General features: G+C 68.5%; 16 protein-coding genes, 1 tRNA gene and 1 pseudogene. 7 read left to right on the forward strand and 11 right to left on the reverse strand.

The window, feature by feature from the left end; genetic code table 11:
• Positions 1 to 401 precede the first annotated feature (401 nt).
• Entirely contained in the window at positions 402 to 1,001 is a 600-nt protein-coding gene (locus HF323_RS15425) for a recombinase family protein (RefSeq protein WP_169582802.1), read from the reverse strand.
• A gap of 357 nt (positions 1,002 to 1,358) precedes the next feature.
• Between HF323_RS15425 and HF323_RS08830 the strand changes: the two genes are divergently transcribed.
• The gene (locus HF323_RS08830; RefSeq protein ID WP_169582237.1) at positions 1,359 to 4,085 is read left to right on the forward strand and encodes a restriction endonuclease; all 2,727 of its coding nucleotides are present in this window, start codon (positions 1,359 to 1,361) and stop codon (positions 4,083 to 4,085) included.
• A 246-nt stretch (positions 4,086 to 4,331) separates the two neighbouring features.
• On the opposite strand, the gene HF323_RS08835 is transcribed toward HF323_RS08830, so the two are convergent.
• From HF323_RS08835 to HF323_RS15615, 3 genes are all read right to left on the reverse strand, one after another.
• Positions 4,332 to 4,556, reverse strand: coding sequence for a hypothetical protein (locus HF323_RS08835; RefSeq protein ID WP_169582238.1), 225 nt, complete (start codon positions 4,554 to 4,556; stop codon positions 4,332 to 4,334).
• A 474-nt stretch (positions 4,557 to 5,030) separates the two neighbouring features.
• Positions 5,031 to 5,756 (reverse strand): Type 1 glutamine amidotransferase-like domain-containing protein, encoded by a 726-nt coding sequence (locus tag HF323_RS08840; RefSeq protein ID WP_169582239.1) that lies wholly within the window; start codon positions 5,754 to 5,756, stop codon positions 5,031 to 5,033.
• Entirely contained in the window at positions 5,753 to 5,878 is a 126-nt protein-coding gene (locus HF323_RS15615) for a hypothetical protein (protein WP_262926869.1), read from the reverse strand. Before HF323_RS15615 ends, HF323_RS08840 begins: the two co-directional genes overlap by 4 nt.
• 139 nt (positions 5,879 to 6,017) lie before the next feature.
• Here HF323_RS15615 and HF323_RS08845 point away from each other — a divergent pair, with 139 nt between their 5' ends.
• Positions 6,018 to 6,377, forward strand: coding sequence for a DUF5655 domain-containing protein (locus tag HF323_RS08845; protein WP_169582240.1), 360 nt, complete (start codon positions 6,018 to 6,020; stop codon positions 6,375 to 6,377).
• Between the two features lie 45 nt (positions 6,378 to 6,422).
• Here HF323_RS08845 and HF323_RS08850 read toward each other — a convergent pair whose 3' ends face one another.
• The 4 genes from HF323_RS08850 to HF323_RS08865 form a co-directional block, all read right to left on the reverse strand.
• Positions 6,423 to 6,935: a J domain-containing protein gene (locus HF323_RS08850; RefSeq protein ID WP_169582241.1), complete on the reverse strand. Its 513-nt coding sequence runs from the start codon at positions 6,933 to 6,935 to the stop codon at positions 6,423 to 6,425.
• Positions 6,932 to 7,417, reverse strand: coding sequence for a hypothetical protein (locus HF323_RS08855; RefSeq protein ID WP_169582242.1), 486 nt, complete (start codon positions 7,415 to 7,417; stop codon positions 6,932 to 6,934). Before HF323_RS08855 ends, HF323_RS08850 begins: the two co-directional genes overlap by 4 nt.
• Positions 7,418 to 7,486: 69 nt before the next feature.
• Positions 7,487 to 8,818 carry an NAD(P)/FAD-dependent oxidoreductase gene (locus HF323_RS08860; protein WP_169582243.1) on the reverse strand — a complete coding sequence of 444 codons (1,332 nt, stop codon included), beginning with the start codon at positions 8,816 to 8,818 and terminating at the stop codon, positions 7,487 to 7,489.
• A gap of 61 nt (positions 8,819 to 8,879) precedes the next feature.
• A complete protein-coding gene (locus HF323_RS08865) occupies positions 8,880 to 10,064 on the reverse strand; it encodes a glutamate--cysteine ligase (RefSeq protein ID WP_211160435.1) in 1,185 nt (394 codons plus the stop codon).
• 138 nt (positions 10,065 to 10,202) lie between these two features.
• Between HF323_RS08865 and HF323_RS08870 the strand changes: the two genes are divergently transcribed.
• From HF323_RS08870 to HF323_RS08880, 3 genes are all read left to right on the forward strand, one after another.
• On the forward strand, positions 10,203 to 10,964 hold the full coding sequence (locus HF323_RS08870; RefSeq protein ID WP_169582244.1) for an alpha/beta hydrolase: 762 nt from the start codon (positions 10,203 to 10,205) through the stop codon (positions 10,962 to 10,964).
• Between the two features lie 83 nt (positions 10,965 to 11,047).
• Positions 11,048 to 11,554 carry an SRPBCC family protein gene (locus HF323_RS08875; protein ID WP_169582245.1) on the forward strand — a complete coding sequence of 169 codons (507 nt, stop codon included), beginning with the start codon at positions 11,048 to 11,050 and terminating at the stop codon, positions 11,552 to 11,554.
• Complete coding sequence (locus HF323_RS08880) at positions 11,551 to 13,020, forward strand: NAD(P)/FAD-dependent oxidoreductase (RefSeq protein ID WP_169582246.1); 1,470 nt, start codon at positions 11,551 to 11,553, stop codon at positions 13,018 to 13,020. Before HF323_RS08875 ends, HF323_RS08880 begins: the two co-directional genes overlap by 4 nt.
• A gap of 40 nt (positions 13,021 to 13,060) precedes the next feature.
• On the opposite strand, the gene HF323_RS08885 is transcribed toward HF323_RS08880, so the two are convergent.
• The 3 genes from HF323_RS08885 to HF323_RS08895 form a co-directional block, all read right to left on the reverse strand.
• Complete coding sequence (locus HF323_RS08885; protein ID WP_169582247.1) at positions 13,061 to 13,567, reverse strand: DUF2231 domain-containing protein; 507 nt, start codon at positions 13,565 to 13,567, stop codon at positions 13,061 to 13,063.
• 4 nt (positions 13,568 to 13,571) lie between these two features.
• The gene (locus HF323_RS08890; protein WP_169582248.1) at positions 13,572 to 14,696 is read right to left on the reverse strand and encodes a YihY/virulence factor BrkB family protein; all 1,125 of its coding nucleotides are present in this window, start codon (positions 14,694 to 14,696) and stop codon (positions 13,572 to 13,574) included.
• A 148-nt stretch (positions 14,697 to 14,844) separates the two neighbouring features.
• Complete coding sequence (locus HF323_RS08895; RefSeq protein ID WP_169582804.1) at positions 14,845 to 15,654, reverse strand: inositol monophosphatase family protein; 810 nt, start codon at positions 15,652 to 15,654, stop codon at positions 14,845 to 14,847.
• Positions 15,655 to 15,767: 113 nt separating this feature from the next.
• On the opposite strand from HF323_RS08895, the gene HF323_RS08900 reads away from it, so the two are divergent.
• Positions 15,768 to 15,840, forward strand: a tRNA-Lys gene (locus HF323_RS08900).
• Between the two features lie 141 nt (positions 15,841 to 15,981).
• Positions 15,982 to 16,823: pseudogene (locus tag HF323_RS08905) on the forward strand (zinc-ribbon domain-containing protein).
• Positions 16,824 to 16,955 lie beyond the last annotated feature (132 nt).

Below are 16,955 nucleotides of genomic sequence, written 5' to 3' on the forward strand. Positions count from 1 at the left end.
ATCCATCCGGCGATCCTGGGTGTGCAGGCGAGAGAGCGCACAACAGCTGTGCACAGGCGGATCCACCAGAGCGTGGGTACCGGACGCTGCTGAGACCATGAGTTCAGAACTGATGTCGTCGAGCCCGCACTGGTTCCCGAGCTGCTTGTCGCTGACATTGATCGCAGCGTTGACCTCTGGTGCCGTCTCTGCGGGTTCGAGGTCGTGTATTCGCATCCGGACAACCGACTCGCCTATATCGCACTGGGTTCCGCGCACGACATGCTCGAACAAGTCGGCGTTGGTCGTCCGTCGAGCCGGCCGTAGCTGATCCCTGATTAGGCGACGCCCTCTCCGAGATCGCGTCTGGGCCGCGGCGTTGCCCGCCGTGGGCAACCACAGCGGATGGGATCGACGAAGGTTCAGAAGATGTGTGCTTCGCACGTCGCGAGGAATGCCACTCGGCGACGCTGCAATTCGCGGTAGACCGTGGCACGGGACACATTGAATAGCTCGGCTATCTCAGTCTGGGTGTATTCACCCCGGTCCTGGACGTCGAACAGCAGCTTGCGCTGCGTCATCGACAGCTTCGGCTGCTTGCCTTTCAAATGACCCTTCGCGCGGGCCACCGCCATCCCTTCTTTCGTACGCATGCTAATCAGGTCGCGTTCGAACTCCGCGACCATGGCGAGCACGTTGAACAGCAGCTTCCCGATTGGGTCGGTCGGGTCGTATCTACTGCCGCTGAGACTAAGCGCTACTCCTTTCGTGGTCAGTTCGTCGGCGATGTCGCGTGCGTCCCGCACCGATCGCGCGAGCCTGTCCAGCTTGGTGACGACGAGTGTGTCGCCTTCCCGGACCGCGGCGAGCGCTTCGCGCAGTCCGGGCCGGGCCCGGTTCGTACCGGTCAGTCCGTGATCGACGTAGATGTTCGAATCGAGGACTCCCATCCGCAGGAGCGCGTCACGCTGCGAGGTGAGATCTTGATCCGCCGTGGAGACCCTGGCATAGCCAATCTGTATTCCATTGCTGCCGACGGTGCCACCAGCAGTGCAGACACGCACCGGGATCGATCCCCATCCGCGCGCTGCCCGCACGAGGGAGGTAGCGGGCCGGCGTGAGTGCGCGCGACCGCCATTCACTTGCGAGCGGCGAACGAGAGGGGAACCCTCGTCGCGCACACGACGAGGATGCAATCTGGGCGAGTATGGGGCCAACGTGAGTCGGCCGGACTTGTCGGCTTGGCAGGCGACCGGTATCGGTGAAGCTTCAGATGGCGATGGCAGTCCGCTTAGGGGGATCGAGTGATCGAGTCGGCTCCCGTGGGTTGACCGACTTGGTAGCAATTGACCGACTCGTACGCGCACTAAGGTCGAGCCATGCAGTCGATTGATTTCGAGGACGTCACGGTCGTGGTGCTCGCCGAAGGTGATACGCCTGGCGCGCGTGCCCACAACCGCGGTCATCTGTTTGAGAGGTTCTTCGCGCTGCTTCTAGAGGCTCATGGGTACGAGGCGGCCACCGCCGAACGAGTCGATGTCACGAGCGATGGCGTTGAGATCGACATCCGCGCCAAGCATCGCATGTCTGGCGCGATCGCGTTGGCGGAGTGCAAGGCTTATTCGACGCCGGTGGCCGCGAAGGAATTGATGGCGTTCGTCGGGAAGCTCGTTGCTGAGCGGGACGAGACGCCGGATCCCGTAGATGGATTCTTCGTTTGTCTCCCAAAACTGACGCAACCCGCAGTCGAGAAAGCGCGCCAGCGCGAGAGTCGGGACAAGCAGTTCCACTACGTCGATGCGCAGGACATCGCACGACTCCTCACCGACTCAAAGAGGTTCGCTCCTCCACCAGCTGCCCTCGCTGATCGAGTGCTATCCGATCTCGCGATCGTCGTCACGAAGGAAGGGCTGTTCGGGTCGGCGAAGGTGCTCGATGCCAAGAGTCGTGTCCCAACTGAGGTCGCGGTATGGTCAGCCTCAGGAGTGGTTGCAGACCCCGCCCTCGAAGCGCTCCGAGCTTCAGATTATGGCGACGGCCTGGCGTGCGTGGCCTACGATACGGCTGGTGCACGAGAGGCCAAGAGCCGTGTCGAAGTCGTCGACGATGTCATGGTCGAGGTCCGATCTGGTAACAGCGACTTCGAATACCAGCTACCCGTCTCGCCCAAGTTCTTCGTCGGAAGGAAGGACGCTGTTCAAGATCTGACGACAGCGCTCGAGGCGGGGCCAGGAGTGGTCGTCATCAACGCCCAGTCAGGCTGGGGAAAGAGTTCACTCAGCTTGCAGTTCAAGCGGACAGTCGAACAGCTGGGCGGAGTGGCGATTGTGCTCGACTGCCGCACTGCGTCGCGCCCATCATTTGTGGCTCAGGCACTACGTCTTGCAGCCCTTCGGGCAACGCGAGCGGGTTCGATCAAGCTCACGGCCGACGCATCGTGGGCGAGCACCGCTAGCGCGCTGACCACGCTCGAGCGTTCGGAGTGGGCCAAGGGCTCCCGAATCTTGTTGATTTTCGATCAGTTCGAGAACGTGTTCCGCGATGAGGCACTCACGCGGGAGTTCCGCGATCTAGCGTTTGCCCTCGGGGATTCCGATGTCCCGGTCCTCGTTGGCTTCGCATGGAAGACCGACGTGGTTGGGTGGACGGAGGGTTATCCGTTCCAGCTTCGTGACGCCATCAGAGATCGAGGCAAAGTCACCAACCTCGGACCGCTGGGCCCAACCGAAATCGGTACGATTCTGCGGCGTCTGGAAAAGGCGATTGGGAGCGCTCTGCTTCCGGAACTCAAGTCGAAGCTTCGGGAGTACTCGCAGGGTCTGCCATGGCTCGTTAAGAAGCTGTCCAGTCATGTCCTTGCGGAAACGTCGCGCGGCGTGTCTCAAGCAGACTTGGCTGCAGAGGCCCTCAACATCCAGAGGTTGTTCGAAGCAGACCTAGCCAACTTGCAGCCGCAGGAACTGGAGGCCCTGCGCTGGATCGCCAAGTACGCCCCAGTCGCAATTGGGGAGGCGACCGAGAAGTACCCGGCGACGCTCGTTCAGTCGCTCCTCGACCAGCGCCTGATCGTGCAAGTGGCAGAACGGCTAGACACGTACTGGGATATCTTCCGCGACTACCTCAACACAGATCGTGTACCGATCGAGGACGCTTACATTCTGCGCCAGCTACCGCTCTGGGTCGGTCGCATGCTCCAGCAGTTGGTGGATCGCGGCGGCGCGATGACCGTGGAGGAGCTTGCGAAAGCTCTATCGATGTCCGAGAACGTCGTACAGAACGTTGTCCGCGACGCACGCTTGCTCGGTCTAGTCACCGCTTCTCAGGGCGAAGTTAGTCTGGTCGATGCGGACACAGACGAGGATCTTCTCGAAGAGGTGCTTCGCGGTCGCGTCCAACGAGCGTTGCGGAGGCACCGCGCCTTCACGCAGTTCCAGGAGCTGTCGGAACGTTTCGAAGGAGAAGTTGATGTTGCGGCTCTCGCGGCGATGTTGCCGAAGACCTATCCAGCTGTCGCGGCGCGTCATGAGACGTGGCTGACATATGCCCGAGCGTTTGCCAGATGGATGGAGTACGCCGGGTTCGTGACCGTGGGACGGCAAGCGATCACGTGGACGGAGGCCGATGCCTCGGAGATTTCCCTGCTCCAGGCGAGCAGCCGGAGGCGCGTCGGCGTCTTCCCTCAGCGTGCCCCCGATCCGAGCCTTCGACTCCTGTCGCAGGTTGCGGACAGCGGTGTTATCTCAGCGCGGAAAGATCGCGCCGTCGCCAGCACATCTCGCGACTTGCTGGCACTCGGACTCGTCTCAATGGATGCTCAGATGGATCTGACTCTCGCGCTACCCGAGATCTTTCGGGACGGATCAATCGACACCAGCGTTCTTCTTCAGCAGATGAAACAGGTGCCGGGGGCGGCGTCCGCGATAAAGGCTCTCGAAGATGATCCAAAGGCGAGTCCTGACCTGCTGGGCGGTATTCTCCGTGCCGCCCAGAACACTAGTTGGGCTCCCGGCACGACTGCCCTAGCTGGAAAGCAATTCCGTGCCTGGGCAAATCGCGCCGGCATCGACACTGGCAAGGGAGCGCGCCGCCCGCGTCGCAGAGCGTAGCCTCGCCGCCTCGGCCGCCGATCGTTCGTCTCGACGACTATGACAACGAACGAACGGTGGACAGACTCGAAGAACTTCGACGCGGCGAAAGCCTCGCGAATCAGCAACTCAGGTTGGCTTACCCGTGGGCCATCCCCGGACTGAGACTCTGCGCACAGTCGGCCTCCACTACGTTCATCGGCCGCAACCCGGTCCTTGAGCGCTCGTCGAGCCGTGGACGATTGCACGATCCGACAGGTCAATCGCCTAGCCGGGTGGAAGCGCTCGCCGAATGGCGTCCTTCACAAGGGCACGCCCGGTCGCATCGTTCTCCATGTCACGTTCGAACTCGACCACCGCATGCGCAACGGCTCTGCGCTCGTCCGGCGATAGCGACTCGATGCGCCGACGAAGTGCGGTGTCGTCGGCAGCCACGCGTTCGAACACCTGGAGGAAGTAGTAGACCTCGCTGGAGGATGTGCCATCAGCCATGCCGGTAAGGCTAGCGATCCGAGTAGGAGTCGTATCCGCAAGCCGGTCCCTGAGCGGACGGTCGGAGCGTGGTTGGCGCCGGTGGTCCCTCGTGTAGGAGCCGCCCATCGGTGCTCGTGCAACCCCGTTGTGACGAGGCGATGCTGTACTCGCGAGCCCGTGAGCGACCGGCGCGACCGAATAGCGCGCCCGCTGCGATGCCCCATTGTGGCTGCCTATCCGGGCCGAGATCGGGAGTGGCCGGCGCCAACGCCGCCGCGAAACCCACGCCGACCGCTCCGGGGCTCGCCGCGGAGGAGTTGACCGCGAGTCGACCGCTTCTTAGGGCTCGACCCCTGAGAATCGCGCGATGAGACGGATGCTGCACGGCCATCGCCCGCAGACCGGGCGCGATTGCCCGCAGGCCGACTGCAGGGGCTCGTTGCCGACAGGTCGAATTGCGGGTCCGCGCGATGCTCGCCGCAGAGGGCGCCTTCAGCCGCCGATCGTGGAGACGAGCACACCGCCCTCGGCCGGCAGCACCCGCCAGACGCTGCCCTTGCCCTCGACGCGGACCCCGCCGTCGCTCACGATCAAGGCCGTTCGCTCGTCGATGCCGAGCCCACCCGCGACCATCCCCGACTCGACGGCGGCGACCAGTCGGGACAGCATGCCGCGCTCGGCCACGTGAACCTCGATGGCCACGTCGACGAGGCCGATGCCGCGCTCGATCTCCAGTTCGTCGCCCGGTTCGCCGGGATCCTCGGGTGAGACGACCACGCCGCCGATGCGCGAGCCGCCTCCGAACGAGCCCTCCGCCGCGATCATCGCGCCCGCCGAAACGCCGAGGTAGGGCACACCGCCGGCGACCAGCCGGCGCAGCTCGCCGAACACGGGCTCGAGCCCGGCGCGCACGTCTTCGACGATGCCGCCCCCGACCGCGATGCCGTCGACACTGGCGAGGGCGTCGAGCCCGATCGGCTCGCCGTGGCGCCCCGCGGTCAGGTGCACCTCGATTGCGGATCCTGCTCCGGCCTGGGTGAGGAGTTCGCCGAGTGCAGCCGCCTTCTCGGCTGCCTCAGGGTGCAGCGAGATCACGGCGATGCGCGGCCGCTCGCGGCCGACGTCGCCTGCGCGCAGGAGCGCCTCGGCGACGAACGGCGCGTAGAGCGGGGCATCCGCAACCGTTGTCGCGCCGCCGCCGATGAGGTGCACGCTCACGCGGCACCATCCTCGACTGCGACGACGATCGATGGTCCCGCATCGTCGGATTGGTCCCAAGCGTGGATCTCGCGGCGGATCACGTCGTCGCCGCTGTCGCCGTCATTGGACTCGAAGGTCATCCGAAGAGCCTACGCGTGCGGGCGTGCAGGACTAGCGTGTCGTGATGGCGGTCCTGCGGATGGACCCCGAGCGCCGCGAGGCGATCGTGGTGTTCCCCGCCGATGAGCCGCCGGTGCGCATCGATGTGAGGGAGTGAAGGTGAGCATCACGCCCGCGGATTTCTTCGCCGACTCGCCGCTCGGGCTACGGGTGTACGAGCGTGTCCTCGAGATTGTCTCCGCACCAGACGTCACCGTGCGGGCCTCGCGGAGTCAGGTGAAGTTGGCGAGGCGGCGAGGATTCGCCTACCTGTGGCTTCCGGGCCGGTACCTCCGAGATCCCGCGGCTGAGGTGGTGCTGTCGATCGCGCTCCCTGATCGACTGGCATCGCCGAGATTCAAGGAGGTCGTGCACCCCTCACCTGCGGTGTGGCTGCATCACCTCGAGATCCGATCGATCGCCGATGTCGATGCGGAAGTGGCCGGCTGGCTGAATGAGGCGTCCACCTGCGCGGCGTGATCGGTTCGACCTTCCGCAGGCGGGGAGACGCCCCCGGCGCGGTGCTCACACCGCGACGGCCGCGAAGGCGAGGGCGCCGGCGGTCGCGACCGCGAGCACGCCGACCAGCGACCAGGCCACGATCCGGGCGACGTCGCGCGGCGCACGCGAACGAACCCCGGGCCCGAAGCCGTCGGCATCCTGCACGCGCACGAACTCGTCGAAACGCAGCGTGGTGCGGGCCGGCCGTGAGCGCGTCGCGGGGCCGGGACCGGGCGAGGCGCCTCCTGGCGGCGCGGTGCCGGCCCGATCGTCGCGGGTCGCGGAGGCGGGGCGGGGGACGGATGCCCCGGCATCCGTCTCGACCGGATCATCCGGCGCGAGCAGCAGGAGAACGTCGCGGGCCTGCCGGAGGCGATCGAAGTCACGCGCGAGCACCCGTCTGGTCTCGCCGTCGGCATCCGGGTGCATGTCGGGGTGCAGGCGTCTGGCCTGGCGGTGGAAGGCACGCGTGAGCTCGGCGCGCGTCGCGCCGCGACCGACGTCCAGGAGCATCCGCGCCTCGTCGAGAGTCATCATGCGTCCCTCAGATACTGCTGATACTCCCGCACCAGGCGGCGCTCTCGCTCCGCCGCGGCGAGCTGCGCGACCTGGATCATCGCGGCCCGCGTGGCGCGCACCCGCAGGACCTCCCGCACGATCAGGCAGGCCAGCGCCGCCACGGCGAGCGTGACCCAGGCGACGCCGAGCGGCCAGAGCATCGCAGCGTTGCCGATCAGCGCGAAGGGGATCCGGATCGCGAAGGCGGCGAGCATCGCCCAGCCCAGGACGTTCGCCGCCCGGAGCCAGCGGTTCGCGCGCCGGTAGAGCTCGGGATTGGAGCGCTCCCACTGCTGGTTCGGCTGCCAGAACGCCCACCCGGCGGGTGCGGGCGGCAGGCCCGGGATCGGCACCCAGCCGTCGGGCGGCTGCCAGAACGCGTTGCGTCGCAGCCAGGAATCCGTCGGAGCCGGCCAGCTCCGTGGCACGCGGAAGTCCGCCGCGAGGCCAGGGATCCTCACTTTCCCCATTCGAGTGATGCTAGTGATCGCACCCGTCTGGCCACAGCCCTCGGGCGCTGTCGGCCGCCGTTACGCCGGGGCGGTCCAGATTCCGTCGATAGCGACGTCGTGCCCGAGCACGTGCTGCGCGGCCCGATGACCGGAGAGCATCGCCGCGGGCACGGTCGCCGGGTCATCCGTCCACGTCGCCTCTCCGGCCAGGTGCAGCACGCCGCCGATCGGCGTCGCGAGTGCGTCGTGGTCGTCGGTCGTCGACCCGACCGTCATGTACGCGTACGAGCCGAAGGAATGCGGGTCGTCCTGCCAGTCCGTCACGTGGACGTGGGTCGGGCGCTCCACTCTGTCGCCGTAGAGGCGTCGAAGCTGCACGAGGATCGACTCGGCGATCTGCTCCTCCGACCAGTCGCGCGTCTCGACGGCGGCCGGCCCGGCGGCGAAGGTCAGCAGAGTCGGGATGCCGTGCAGCGCCGTCAGGTCGTACCACGAGTGCCACCAGCGAGCCTCCGGGCCCTGCTGGCGGATCGCGTAGACGCCGTCGTCCCAGAACTTGGTGCGGAACCGCAGGAACACCTTCTCGAAGGCGTTCATCTTCAGGCGGCGGAGCGCCCCCGCGACGGGCTCGGGCAGCGACGGCTCGATGACGAACTCGGGGGACTGCAGGACCCCGACGGGGACGGTGACGATCGCGGTGTCGGCGGTCACGGTGCCGTAGTCGCTGGTGACCTCGACGCCGTCGCCCGTCCACCGCACCCGCTCGACGACGTGCGTGAGGCGGACGTCGAGTCCCTCCGCCAGCCGGCGCGGCAGGACGTCGTAGCCGTCCGGGAAGACGACCTCGTCTCCGTCGATGGAGTCGTCGTCGAGTCCGTGCGCCGCCAGGTCCTCGATCCACGCCCCGTACTGCTCCTCGGACCGATGCTCGAGGTACTCGCGCACTCGCTGCGCCCGCTCGGCGCCCCACGCCTGGGCCGCAAGGGCCTCCTCGGCGACGTCGCGGTAGGAGGCATCCGGGCCCGACGCGGCGATCACCCCGACGAGCGTCGCATCCAGGGTGCGGATGTCCTCGGCGAACTGCTCCGCCTCGGCATCGGACAGACGCGCGCCGTCGGGTCCGTAATACGCGATGGGCCGGCTGTCGGGCTGGTAGCCGCCGACGGTGTACTCGACCATGCGCATGCCGAAGGCCTCAGCGGCGGCGGCGACGGGGGAGTCGGTGATGCCGTGGATCCACGACGCGCCCATGTCGGTCGCAAGCCCGTACCGTCGATCGGTGACGACGCGGCCACCGACCCGGTCGCGCGCCTCGAGGACGAGGACACGGCGCCCGTGGCGGGTCAGCAGGCGAGCCGCTGTGAGCCCGGCAACCCCCGCGCCGACCACGATCGTGTCGAAGTGCTCCATCGTCGACCTCCGCGTCCTGGCGCCGTGCACCGGCGCTCACCGACCCTATCGGTGAGACCCGTCACCTGCGGCCGTGCGGGCGTGCGAGCGTCGCCGCCACCGCATCGCGGATGACGCTCGCGCCGTCGCCGTGGCGGGCGAATGAGACGCGCTGGTGCGCTGCGCCGCTGCCGCGGCGGACGATCTCGTACACGTGGGCCGCGATCCGCGTCGCCTCCGATCGGTCGGTGAATCCGCCCTCGACATGCCGCAGGAGCGCATCGACCACCTCGCCGGCGGGACGCGGCGTTCCCGTGCGAGGGTCCAGCAGATCTCCGTCCAGCCCCGAGCGGCTTGCCCGCCACGACGCCAGTCGCAGGAGCGACGTCGGCACGTCGTCGGCGGCGAGTCCCGCACGCCATTCGGCGACGGCCGTCTCCACCAGGGCGCGGACGATCAAAGCGACCGTCACGGAATCCTCGGCGGCGAGGCACACGTCCGCGATGCGCACCTCGACCGTCGGCACGTGGGCGGAGAGACGGGCATCGAAGTAGACCATCCCGGTATCGAGCGACACCTCGGTGCGGAGCATCCGCTCCACCGCCTCGAAGTAGGCCTCGCTGGAGCCGAACCGATCGTAGGCGCCCGAGCCGGGCCAGCGGCCCCACGCCTGGTACCGATAGCTGGCGAACTCGCTGTCGTCGCCACGCCAGAACGGAGAGTTCGCGCTGAGGGCGAGGATCACCGGCAGCCACGGCCGTATGCGATCCAGCACGGCCACGCCCTCGTCGGCCGAGTGCACGCGCACATGCACATGCAGCCCGCACGTGAGCTGCTCGGACATCGTCAGGCCGAAGCGCTCGGTCATGTGGGCATACCTCGACGTGGCCACCGCATGGGTGTCGCACTTCACGGGCGAGGTCGCCAGCGCGGCGACGCGCGCCCCGACCGCGCGCGCGGCACGATCCGCCGCGCGGCGGCCGCTCACGATGGCTGCGAGGAGCTGATCGAACGTGAACAACGGCGGGCTCACGACCTCGATCTGCTCCTGCTTCACCTCGTGCTCGAGAATCGTCCCGGATGCCAGGTGGACCCCCTCCGGACCCACGATCGCGTCCGAGAGCGCAGCGGGGAGGAAGGTCTCGGCGTCGACGAGGAGGAACTCCTCCTCGAGTCCCACGCTGCGCACGGGTCGCGTGCGCGCCGGCTCCCCGTCGCGTGCGGTTCGACGAGGTCCCGCCTGCGGTCGAGAGGCATCCGTGGTCATGCATCACCTCCCCGACCTCAGTGACAGGATTCACCCCGCGACCGGGCTCCGCAACCACGCATCCGCCGCCCCGCACAGGCACGAGGGCGCCGTTGTCAACCTCCCGCCGCCCGCCTCGCGCGTCAATACGCTGGCGGGATGGCGGCACCCGACGCACGCGAACGACGACTCGTCGTCGACGGACTCCCGGTCCGGACGTTGTCGTCGGTGAGGGCGGGTGCCGGGGCGGACGCGCCGGTCGTGCTCGTGCACGGGATCGGCGTCTCGCACCGCTACCTCGACCGGCTCTTCGACGAGTTCGCCGCCACAGCCGAGGTCCACTCCATCGATCTGCCCGGCTTCGGCGGACTGCCCAGACCGGACCGGGACGTCGACGTCGCCGCGATGGCCGGGGCACTCGGTGCGGTGATCGATCGGCTCGGGCTGCGCGACTGTGTGCTCGTCGGACACTCGATGGGCACGCAGTGGGTGACCGAGCTCTCGATCCAGCGCCCGGACCTCGCCCACCGCGTCGTGCTCATGGGACCGGTCGCCGATCGCCGCCACCGATCGTTCCCCGCGCAGGCCGTCGCCCTCACGGTCGACACCGTGGGGGAGCCGCCGACCGGTAACCTGGCGGTCCTCGCCGACTATCTGCGGTGCGGTCCGCTGTGGTACCTCGCGCAGCTGCGTCACATGCTGGCCTACCCGCTCGAGACCCGACTTCGTGATGTGAGGGCTCCGGTGCTGATCGTCCGAGGCGGCTCCGACCCGATCGCCGGACACCTGTGGTGTCGCCGGTTGCGGGCTGTCGCGAGGAACGGTGCGCTCGTCTCGATGCCGCGCCACCGCCATCTCGTCCAGTGGACGGCCCCGCGCGCGGTGCGATCGGCGGTCGTCGACTGGCTCGCGCGCCTGTGAACCACAACGGGGTGCCGTCGCGCAAGCGCCTCGGCGGAGGCATCCGTCTCCTCTAGCGTCATCCTGAACGAGGAGGCGATCGGATGTCTCGCAACGTGAGGGTTCTTCGCTGTTCACCGGAGGATGTGTTCCGCGTGCTCGCGGACGGCTGGCTCTACCCGTCGTGGGTGGTGGGCGCGTCGCGCATGCGCGACGTCGGGGAGAACTGGCCGGAGGCGGGTTCGGAGCTTCACCACTCCTTCGGCGTCTGGCCGATGCTCATCGACGACAAGACGGTCGTGGAGGCGTACGACCCGCCGCGCCGCATGGTGATGCGGGCGCGCGGATGGCCGATCGGCGAGGCCCGGGTCACGCTCGACGTGAAGCGGCGCGGGAACGGGTGCGTCGTGCGCATCCAGGAGGAGGCGGTGGCCGGGCCCGGCCGCTACATCCCGCAGGCGCTCCTCGACATCGGCCTGCACGGGCGCAACGATGAGACGCTCCACCGATTGGCGTACCTTGCTGAAGGGATGGCGGTGCGCCCGGCGGGCGAGAGCACTGCCGAGGAAGAGCTCGGACAGGACGCGGAAGACGGGGTGTCGAACACGTGACCAGAGCACGGGGCGCTGACCTCGACGTCGTCGTGGTCGGCGCCGGACCCAACGGACTCGCGGCCGCGGTCACCCTCGCGCGTGCGGGGCTGCGGGTGCGGGTCTACGAGCGCGCCGATCAGGCGGGCGGTGGCGCCGCGACCCGCGAGCTCACGCTCCCTGGATTCCGCCACGACGTCTGCTCCGCCGTGCACCCGCTGGCGTTCGAGTCGCGTTTCTTCCGCGAGTTCGGCCTGCGCGAACGCGTCGAGTTCGCAGTCCCCGAGCTGTCGTTCGCCCACCCGCTCGACGGCGGCCGGGCGGGGCTCGCGTATCTCGACCTCGACCGCACGTGCGAGGGACTCGGGCGCGACGGGCGCGCCTACGACCGGCTCATGCGTCCGCTCGTCGATCACGCGGCCGAGGTCGCGGACTTCACGGGTTCGTCGCTTATCCGGATCCCGCGCGACCCGGCGACCGCGGTGTCGTTCGGCCTTCGCGCGCTCGAGCAGGGGACACAGGCATGGGAGGTGCGCTTCCGAGAGGAGGTCGCCCCGGCGCTGCTCACCGGAGTCGCCGCGCACACGATCCTGTCGCAGCCGAGCATCGCCGCGGCGGGTGCGGGCCTCGCCCTCGGCGCCTATGCCCACGCTCGCGGCTGGCCCATTCCGGTCGGCGGAAGCCAGGCGATCGTGGATGCGATGGTCGCCGACCTTCGCGCGCACGGCGGTGAACTCGAGTTGGACCATCCGATCCTGAGCCTCGGCCAGCTGCCCCGCGCGCGCGTCACGATCCTCGACGTCACCCCGCGCGCGCTCCTGCGCATGGCAGGGGAAGCCCTGCCCCGGCGCTACGCCCATGCGCTCGGCCGGTTCCGCTACGGGGGCGCCGTGGCCAAGGTGGACTTCGCGCTGAGTGCACCCGTGCCGTGGACGAACACCGACGTGCGGCAGGCGGGCACCATCCACGTCGGCGGGACGAGAGCCGAGGTGGCGGATGCCGAGAACGAGGTCAACCGCGGGCGTCTGCCCGAGCGCCCGTACGTCCTCGTCTCGCAGCCGTCGACGTTCGACGCGAGCAGGGCGCCGGCGGGACAGCACACCCTGTGGACGTACACCCACGTGCCGGCCGGAAGCACCGCCGACCGCGCCGAGGCGGTCATCGGTCAGATCGAGAGGTTCGCGCCCGGATTCCGCGACACCATCCTCGCGACGAGCTCGCGCAACGCCGTGGACGTCGAGCACCACAATCCCAACTACCCGGGGGGAGATATCGCCGCCGGAGCGCCCACCCTGTGGCAGATGGTCCGTCGACCCGTGTTGAGCACCGATCCGTGGCGCACGCCGCTGCCCGGCGTCTATCTCGCGTCCGCGTCCGTCCCGCCCGGACCGGGCGTGCACGGGCTCGCGGGCTGGCACGCCGCGCTGAGCGCCCTGCGGCACGAGTTCGGCACACGTGCCCTTCCCGACCTCAGTCCGGTCGACTGAGTTCGCCGGCCGTCGCCGTCGCGCTCGTGGCGCTGCGGCGTCAGCGGAATCCCTCCGCCTGCGTCTTCTCCTCGGCCACCCGCACGCCGTAGTGGTACGCCAGCTTGCCGCCCAGCCAGCCCGAAGCGCCGAGGACGGCGAGGCCGAGAAGACTGAGGATGAACCCGAAGACGCTCACCTCGTCGTCGTCCGCGGAGAAGCGGATGAGCGCGTTGACGATGAACAGCGCCGTGACACCCAGGTTGAGCGCCATGTGGATCGTCGCCGTGCGGTGCGCCGCCGTGCCCTTCACGAGCTGCGTGTAGTCGAGGAACCCGACCACGGCCGCGAGGGCCGCTCCGATGATCCCGATCAGGATGAGGATCCTCGCGGCGACGACATAGGGCGTGGGATCCTCGGCCGCGAAGGCGATGATGTCGAAGATGATGCTCGCGGTCCACGTGCCGATCGGGATCGTGACGAGAAGCGGATGAAACGGGTGACCGTACGGGCCGGCGAGGACCGATCGCGGGTGCTTGGCACGGTATTGCGGAGTGCGTTCTTCCATGGCGTCACTTCTCCTTGGGTGTCGCCGCGGGGGCCGGGGGCCGCCGCGTCTCAGGCGAGTCGTCATCCGACCCGTCGCGTTCGTGCTGCTCGCGGATCCGGCGACCCGCCTCGATGTCATGCTTCTCCTTCTCGGCGGCCTTGTCGCTCTTGCGGGTGTCGCGAGGGGGCAGCTGGAGCTCCTCCTCGGCCTCGATACCGGCCTGCAGCTCGCGGCCGCGCTCGAGCTCGGCGTCGAACTCGGCCCCGAAGAGCAGCGCCAGGTTCGCGATCCACATCCACAGCAGGAAGACGACGATGCCTGCGAGCGAGCCGTACGTGCGGTCGTAACTGGAGAAGTTCGCGACGTAGAGGAAGAAGGCGGCGGTGGCGATCGCGAGCACGAGGATCGCCACGAGCGCGCCCAGGCTGATCCACCGGAACTTCGGCTGCTTCGCGTTCGGCGTCGCGTAGTACAGGATCGCGACCATCACGACCACCAGGAGCGCGAGAAGCGGCCACTTCACGATGTCCCACACGGTCGTGACGGTGGAGCCGACTCCGAGGGCTTGGCCGACCGCGTCCGCGATCGGGCCGCTGACCACGAGGATCACCAGGCATGCCGTGACGAGGATCACCGTCATGACGGTCACGAGCAGCTGGACGGGCCGCAGCTTCCAGAAGGGGCGGCCCTCCTCGATGTCGTAGATGCGGTTCATCGCCCTGCTGAAGGCCCCGACGTATCCCGAGGCGGACCAGATCGCCAGCACGAGGCCGCTGACGAACGCGAACCCGGCGGCCGGCGATGACGCCAGCTGCTCGATCGGCTCGCGCAGCGCCTCGGCGGTGTCACCGGGGGCGACCGAGGTCACGATCTCGAGGATCGTCGAGGCCGCCTGCCGTCCCTGACCGACGATCCCGAGCAGCGAGAACACGGCGATGAGGCCGGGGAAGAAGGACAGCACACCGTAGTAGGTGAGCGCGGCGGCGAGATCGGTGCACTCGTCGGCCGAGAACTCCCGGATCGTCTTTCCGAGGACATATTTCCACGACCGCTTCTCGATCTGGCGCGGCGTGGCGGGCTTGCTCGGGTCGTCAGGATCCGGCGCGTCGTCGATTCTGCGGTCGCTGTGGGTCGTGTCGGTGCTCATGTCCGCCTCTGAGGGATCGTGCGGGGGAGTCACCAGTGAAACCCCTTCCGCGCCGTTCCTCGCGGGGGTTGCGGGGAGGACGGATGCTGTGGCACGCCCTGAGGGCGAGGCATCCGCCGTCCTCGGCCGCGCGCTCGCGGGGTGCGGTCTACCGGTCGTGGAGCAGGTCGAGGTAGGCGTCGTGGAGTACGCGGTTGGTGGCGAGGGACGAACGCTCCGAGAGCGAGTCATTGCCCGCGAAGGACGTGAAGCGTCCGCCGGCCTCGATCACGATCGGCACCAGCGCGGCGATGTCGTACTCCTTCACGCCGAACTCGGCGACGAACTCCAGTCGCCCCTCGGCGAGCAGCATGTAAGGCCATGCGTCGCCGTACCCGCGGTCGCGCCACACCGAGGCGGTGAGGCGCTCGAGAGCGTCGAGCTGCCCGGCATCCCGCCACTGTCCGATGCTCTGGAAGCTCACGCTCGACTCCGCGATCGTGTCGATCGACGAGACGGCGAGCCGCCGCGGTTCGCCGTCGGGCGTCTTCGTCCACGCGCCCAGGCCCGTCCCTGCCCACCAGCGCCGGCCGATGGCGGGCTGGCTCGCAACGCCGACACGGGGCACGCCGTCGATGGCGAGCGCGATCAGCGTCGTCCACATCGGGATGCCCTTGAGGTAGTTCGCGGTGCCGTCGATCGGGTCGATGATCCACTGACGCGTGGAGTCGCCGGTCACTCCGAACTCCTCGCCGAATACACCGTCTCCCGGCCGTTCGGCCTCGAGCAGGGAGCGTATCGCGCGCTCGGTCGCGAAGTCCGCCTCGGTGACGTGGCTGGCGTCCGCCTTGGTGCTGACCTCGAGATCGGGGGCGTCGAATCGGGACATGGATGCCTCGTCCGCCGCGTCGGCGAGGCGCAGCGCCAGGTCGAGATCGTCGGCGAGATCACCCTCGTACGGAGCGTCGAAGGCGGGCATCGAGGCGGGGGTGGTCACGGTGTCCAGGATACGTGGCCGAAGAGTGGCCTCGATTTCTCGTGGACGTCGTCGTGATGGTAACGTGGTCCCTCGGTTCGCCACGTGCGGATCACGCACCTCTAGCTCAATCGGCAGAGCAACTGACTCTTAATCAGTGGGTTCAGGGTTCAAGTCCCTGGGGGTGCACAGAGAGAAGAGCGGTCCCGAAGCGGGCCGCTCTTCTTCGTGTTCCGGGGGCCGCTCTTCTTCGTTCCGCGGGACGCGGTCATCCGCAGCGGGCACCCGCCCGCCGGGGCCCGTGGGGGAGGCCCGCGATACCGTTCCGGCATGGCCGAACGGGTTGAGCTGTGGTGGGCGCGGCGACAGTTCTCGCGTGGCGCCGACGTGCCGTATGCCGTCGGCACCTACCGCGAGGCGTGGGCGCCCTATCCCGTGCTCATCCGGCAGTACCACCCCGATCTGAACGCCGGGATCGTCCTCACGCAGATCCCGCCGGCGGCCGACGTGCTCCTGCTGTGGCAGTGCGACGCGGGGCACACGTTCGCGGCCACTCCCGCCGAGCAGCGCGCGCGCCCGGGGCGTGAGCGCCGGCGATCGGCGTGGTGCCCGGACTGCGCCGTCCTGGCCAAGGCGCCGGTGGCGGCGAGAACCGCCGCCACCGGCGAAGGTCGCCCCCGCGCGCCGAAGCCGCCCAGGCCCGCCCGCGCGCTCTGCCCGAAGACCCCTGCTATCGCGCCGGGGGAGCCGTTCGTGAGCGCGTGCGCGCCGAGGCCGGCATCAGCGGCCGAAGCGCAGCTGCGCGCCGACCTGTTCGCGCGTCTCGACGTGACTCCGGGCTTCACCGCGGTGCGCGTCTCCCGCCCGTTCTTCGACCACCTCGAGTATGGCCAGACATTCTGCTTCCCGAACTGAGGGTTGCGGTCGAGTACGACACCACCGGCCGCCATGGGCTCGAGCACGTCGGCAAGCGGGAAGACGCCGATCGGCGCAAGGACCGCACGCTGCGAGCAGCGGGCTGGGAGGTCGTGCGCATCCGGACCGGCAAGCTCGAGAAGCTGGGGCCCTTCGATCTTCAGCTCTCGAGCGTGGGCAGGCGCGGCCTGGAGCGCGTGATCGAGGCGTTGCGCGACATCCGCGGGTCGCTGATGGTCGACGCGTACCTCCGCTGAGCCGCACAAGGCACATCGCGATCGCGTAACGACACGGCGGGGCATCCGCCCTCGACTTGACGGCAAGGCGCGGTTTACCTACATTTGCGAGTACCTGAATCGGGTTTCAGGTATGCCCATCGGGCACCCCTC

This window comes from Microbacterium sp. MF43 (assembly GCF_012847295.1).
Classification (GTDB): domain Bacteria; phylum Actinomycetota; class Actinomycetes; order Actinomycetales; family Microbacteriaceae; genus Microbacterium.

Coding starts and splice junctions, on each gene's coding strand:
- HF323_RS08865 (WP_211160435.1), bottom strand. CDS start 10,064: ATGACCACGGATGCCTCTCGACCGCAGGCGGGACCTCGTCGAACCGCA.
- HF323_RS15615 (WP_262926869.1), bottom strand. CDS start 5,878: ATGACCTTCGAGTCCAATGACGGCGACAGCGGCGACGACGTGATCCGC.
- HF323_RS08860 (WP_169582243.1), bottom strand. CDS start 8,818: ATGGAGCACTTCGACACGATCGTGGTCGGCGCGGGGGTTGCCGGGCTC.
- HF323_RS08850 (WP_169582241.1), bottom strand. CDS start 6,935: ATGATGACTCTCGACGAGGCGCGGATGCTCCTGGACGTCGGTCGCGGC.
- HF323_RS08895 (WP_169582804.1), bottom strand. CDS start 15,654: ATGCCCGCCTTCGACGCTCCGTACGAGGGTGATCTCGCCGACGATCTC.
- HF323_RS08890 (WP_169582248.1), bottom strand. CDS start 14,696: ATGAGCACCGACACGACCCACAGCGACCGCAGAATCGACGACGCGCCG.
- HF323_RS08870 (WP_169582244.1), top strand. CDS start 10,203: ATGGCGGCACCCGACGCACGCGAACGACGACTCGTCGTCGACGGACTC.
- HF323_RS08885 (WP_169582247.1), bottom strand. CDS start 13,567: ATGGAAGAACGCACTCCGCAATACCGTGCCAAGCACCCGCGATCGGTC.
- HF323_RS08835 (WP_169582238.1), bottom strand. CDS start 4,556: ATGGCTGATGGCACATCCTCCAGCGAGGTCTACTACTTCCTCCAGGTG.
- HF323_RS08830 (WP_169582237.1), top strand. CDS start 1,359: ATGCAGTCGATTGATTTCGAGGACGTCACGGTCGTGGTGCTCGCCGAA.
- HF323_RS08875 (WP_169582245.1), top strand. CDS start 11,048: ATGTCTCGCAACGTGAGGGTTCTTCGCTGTTCACCGGAGGATGTGTTC.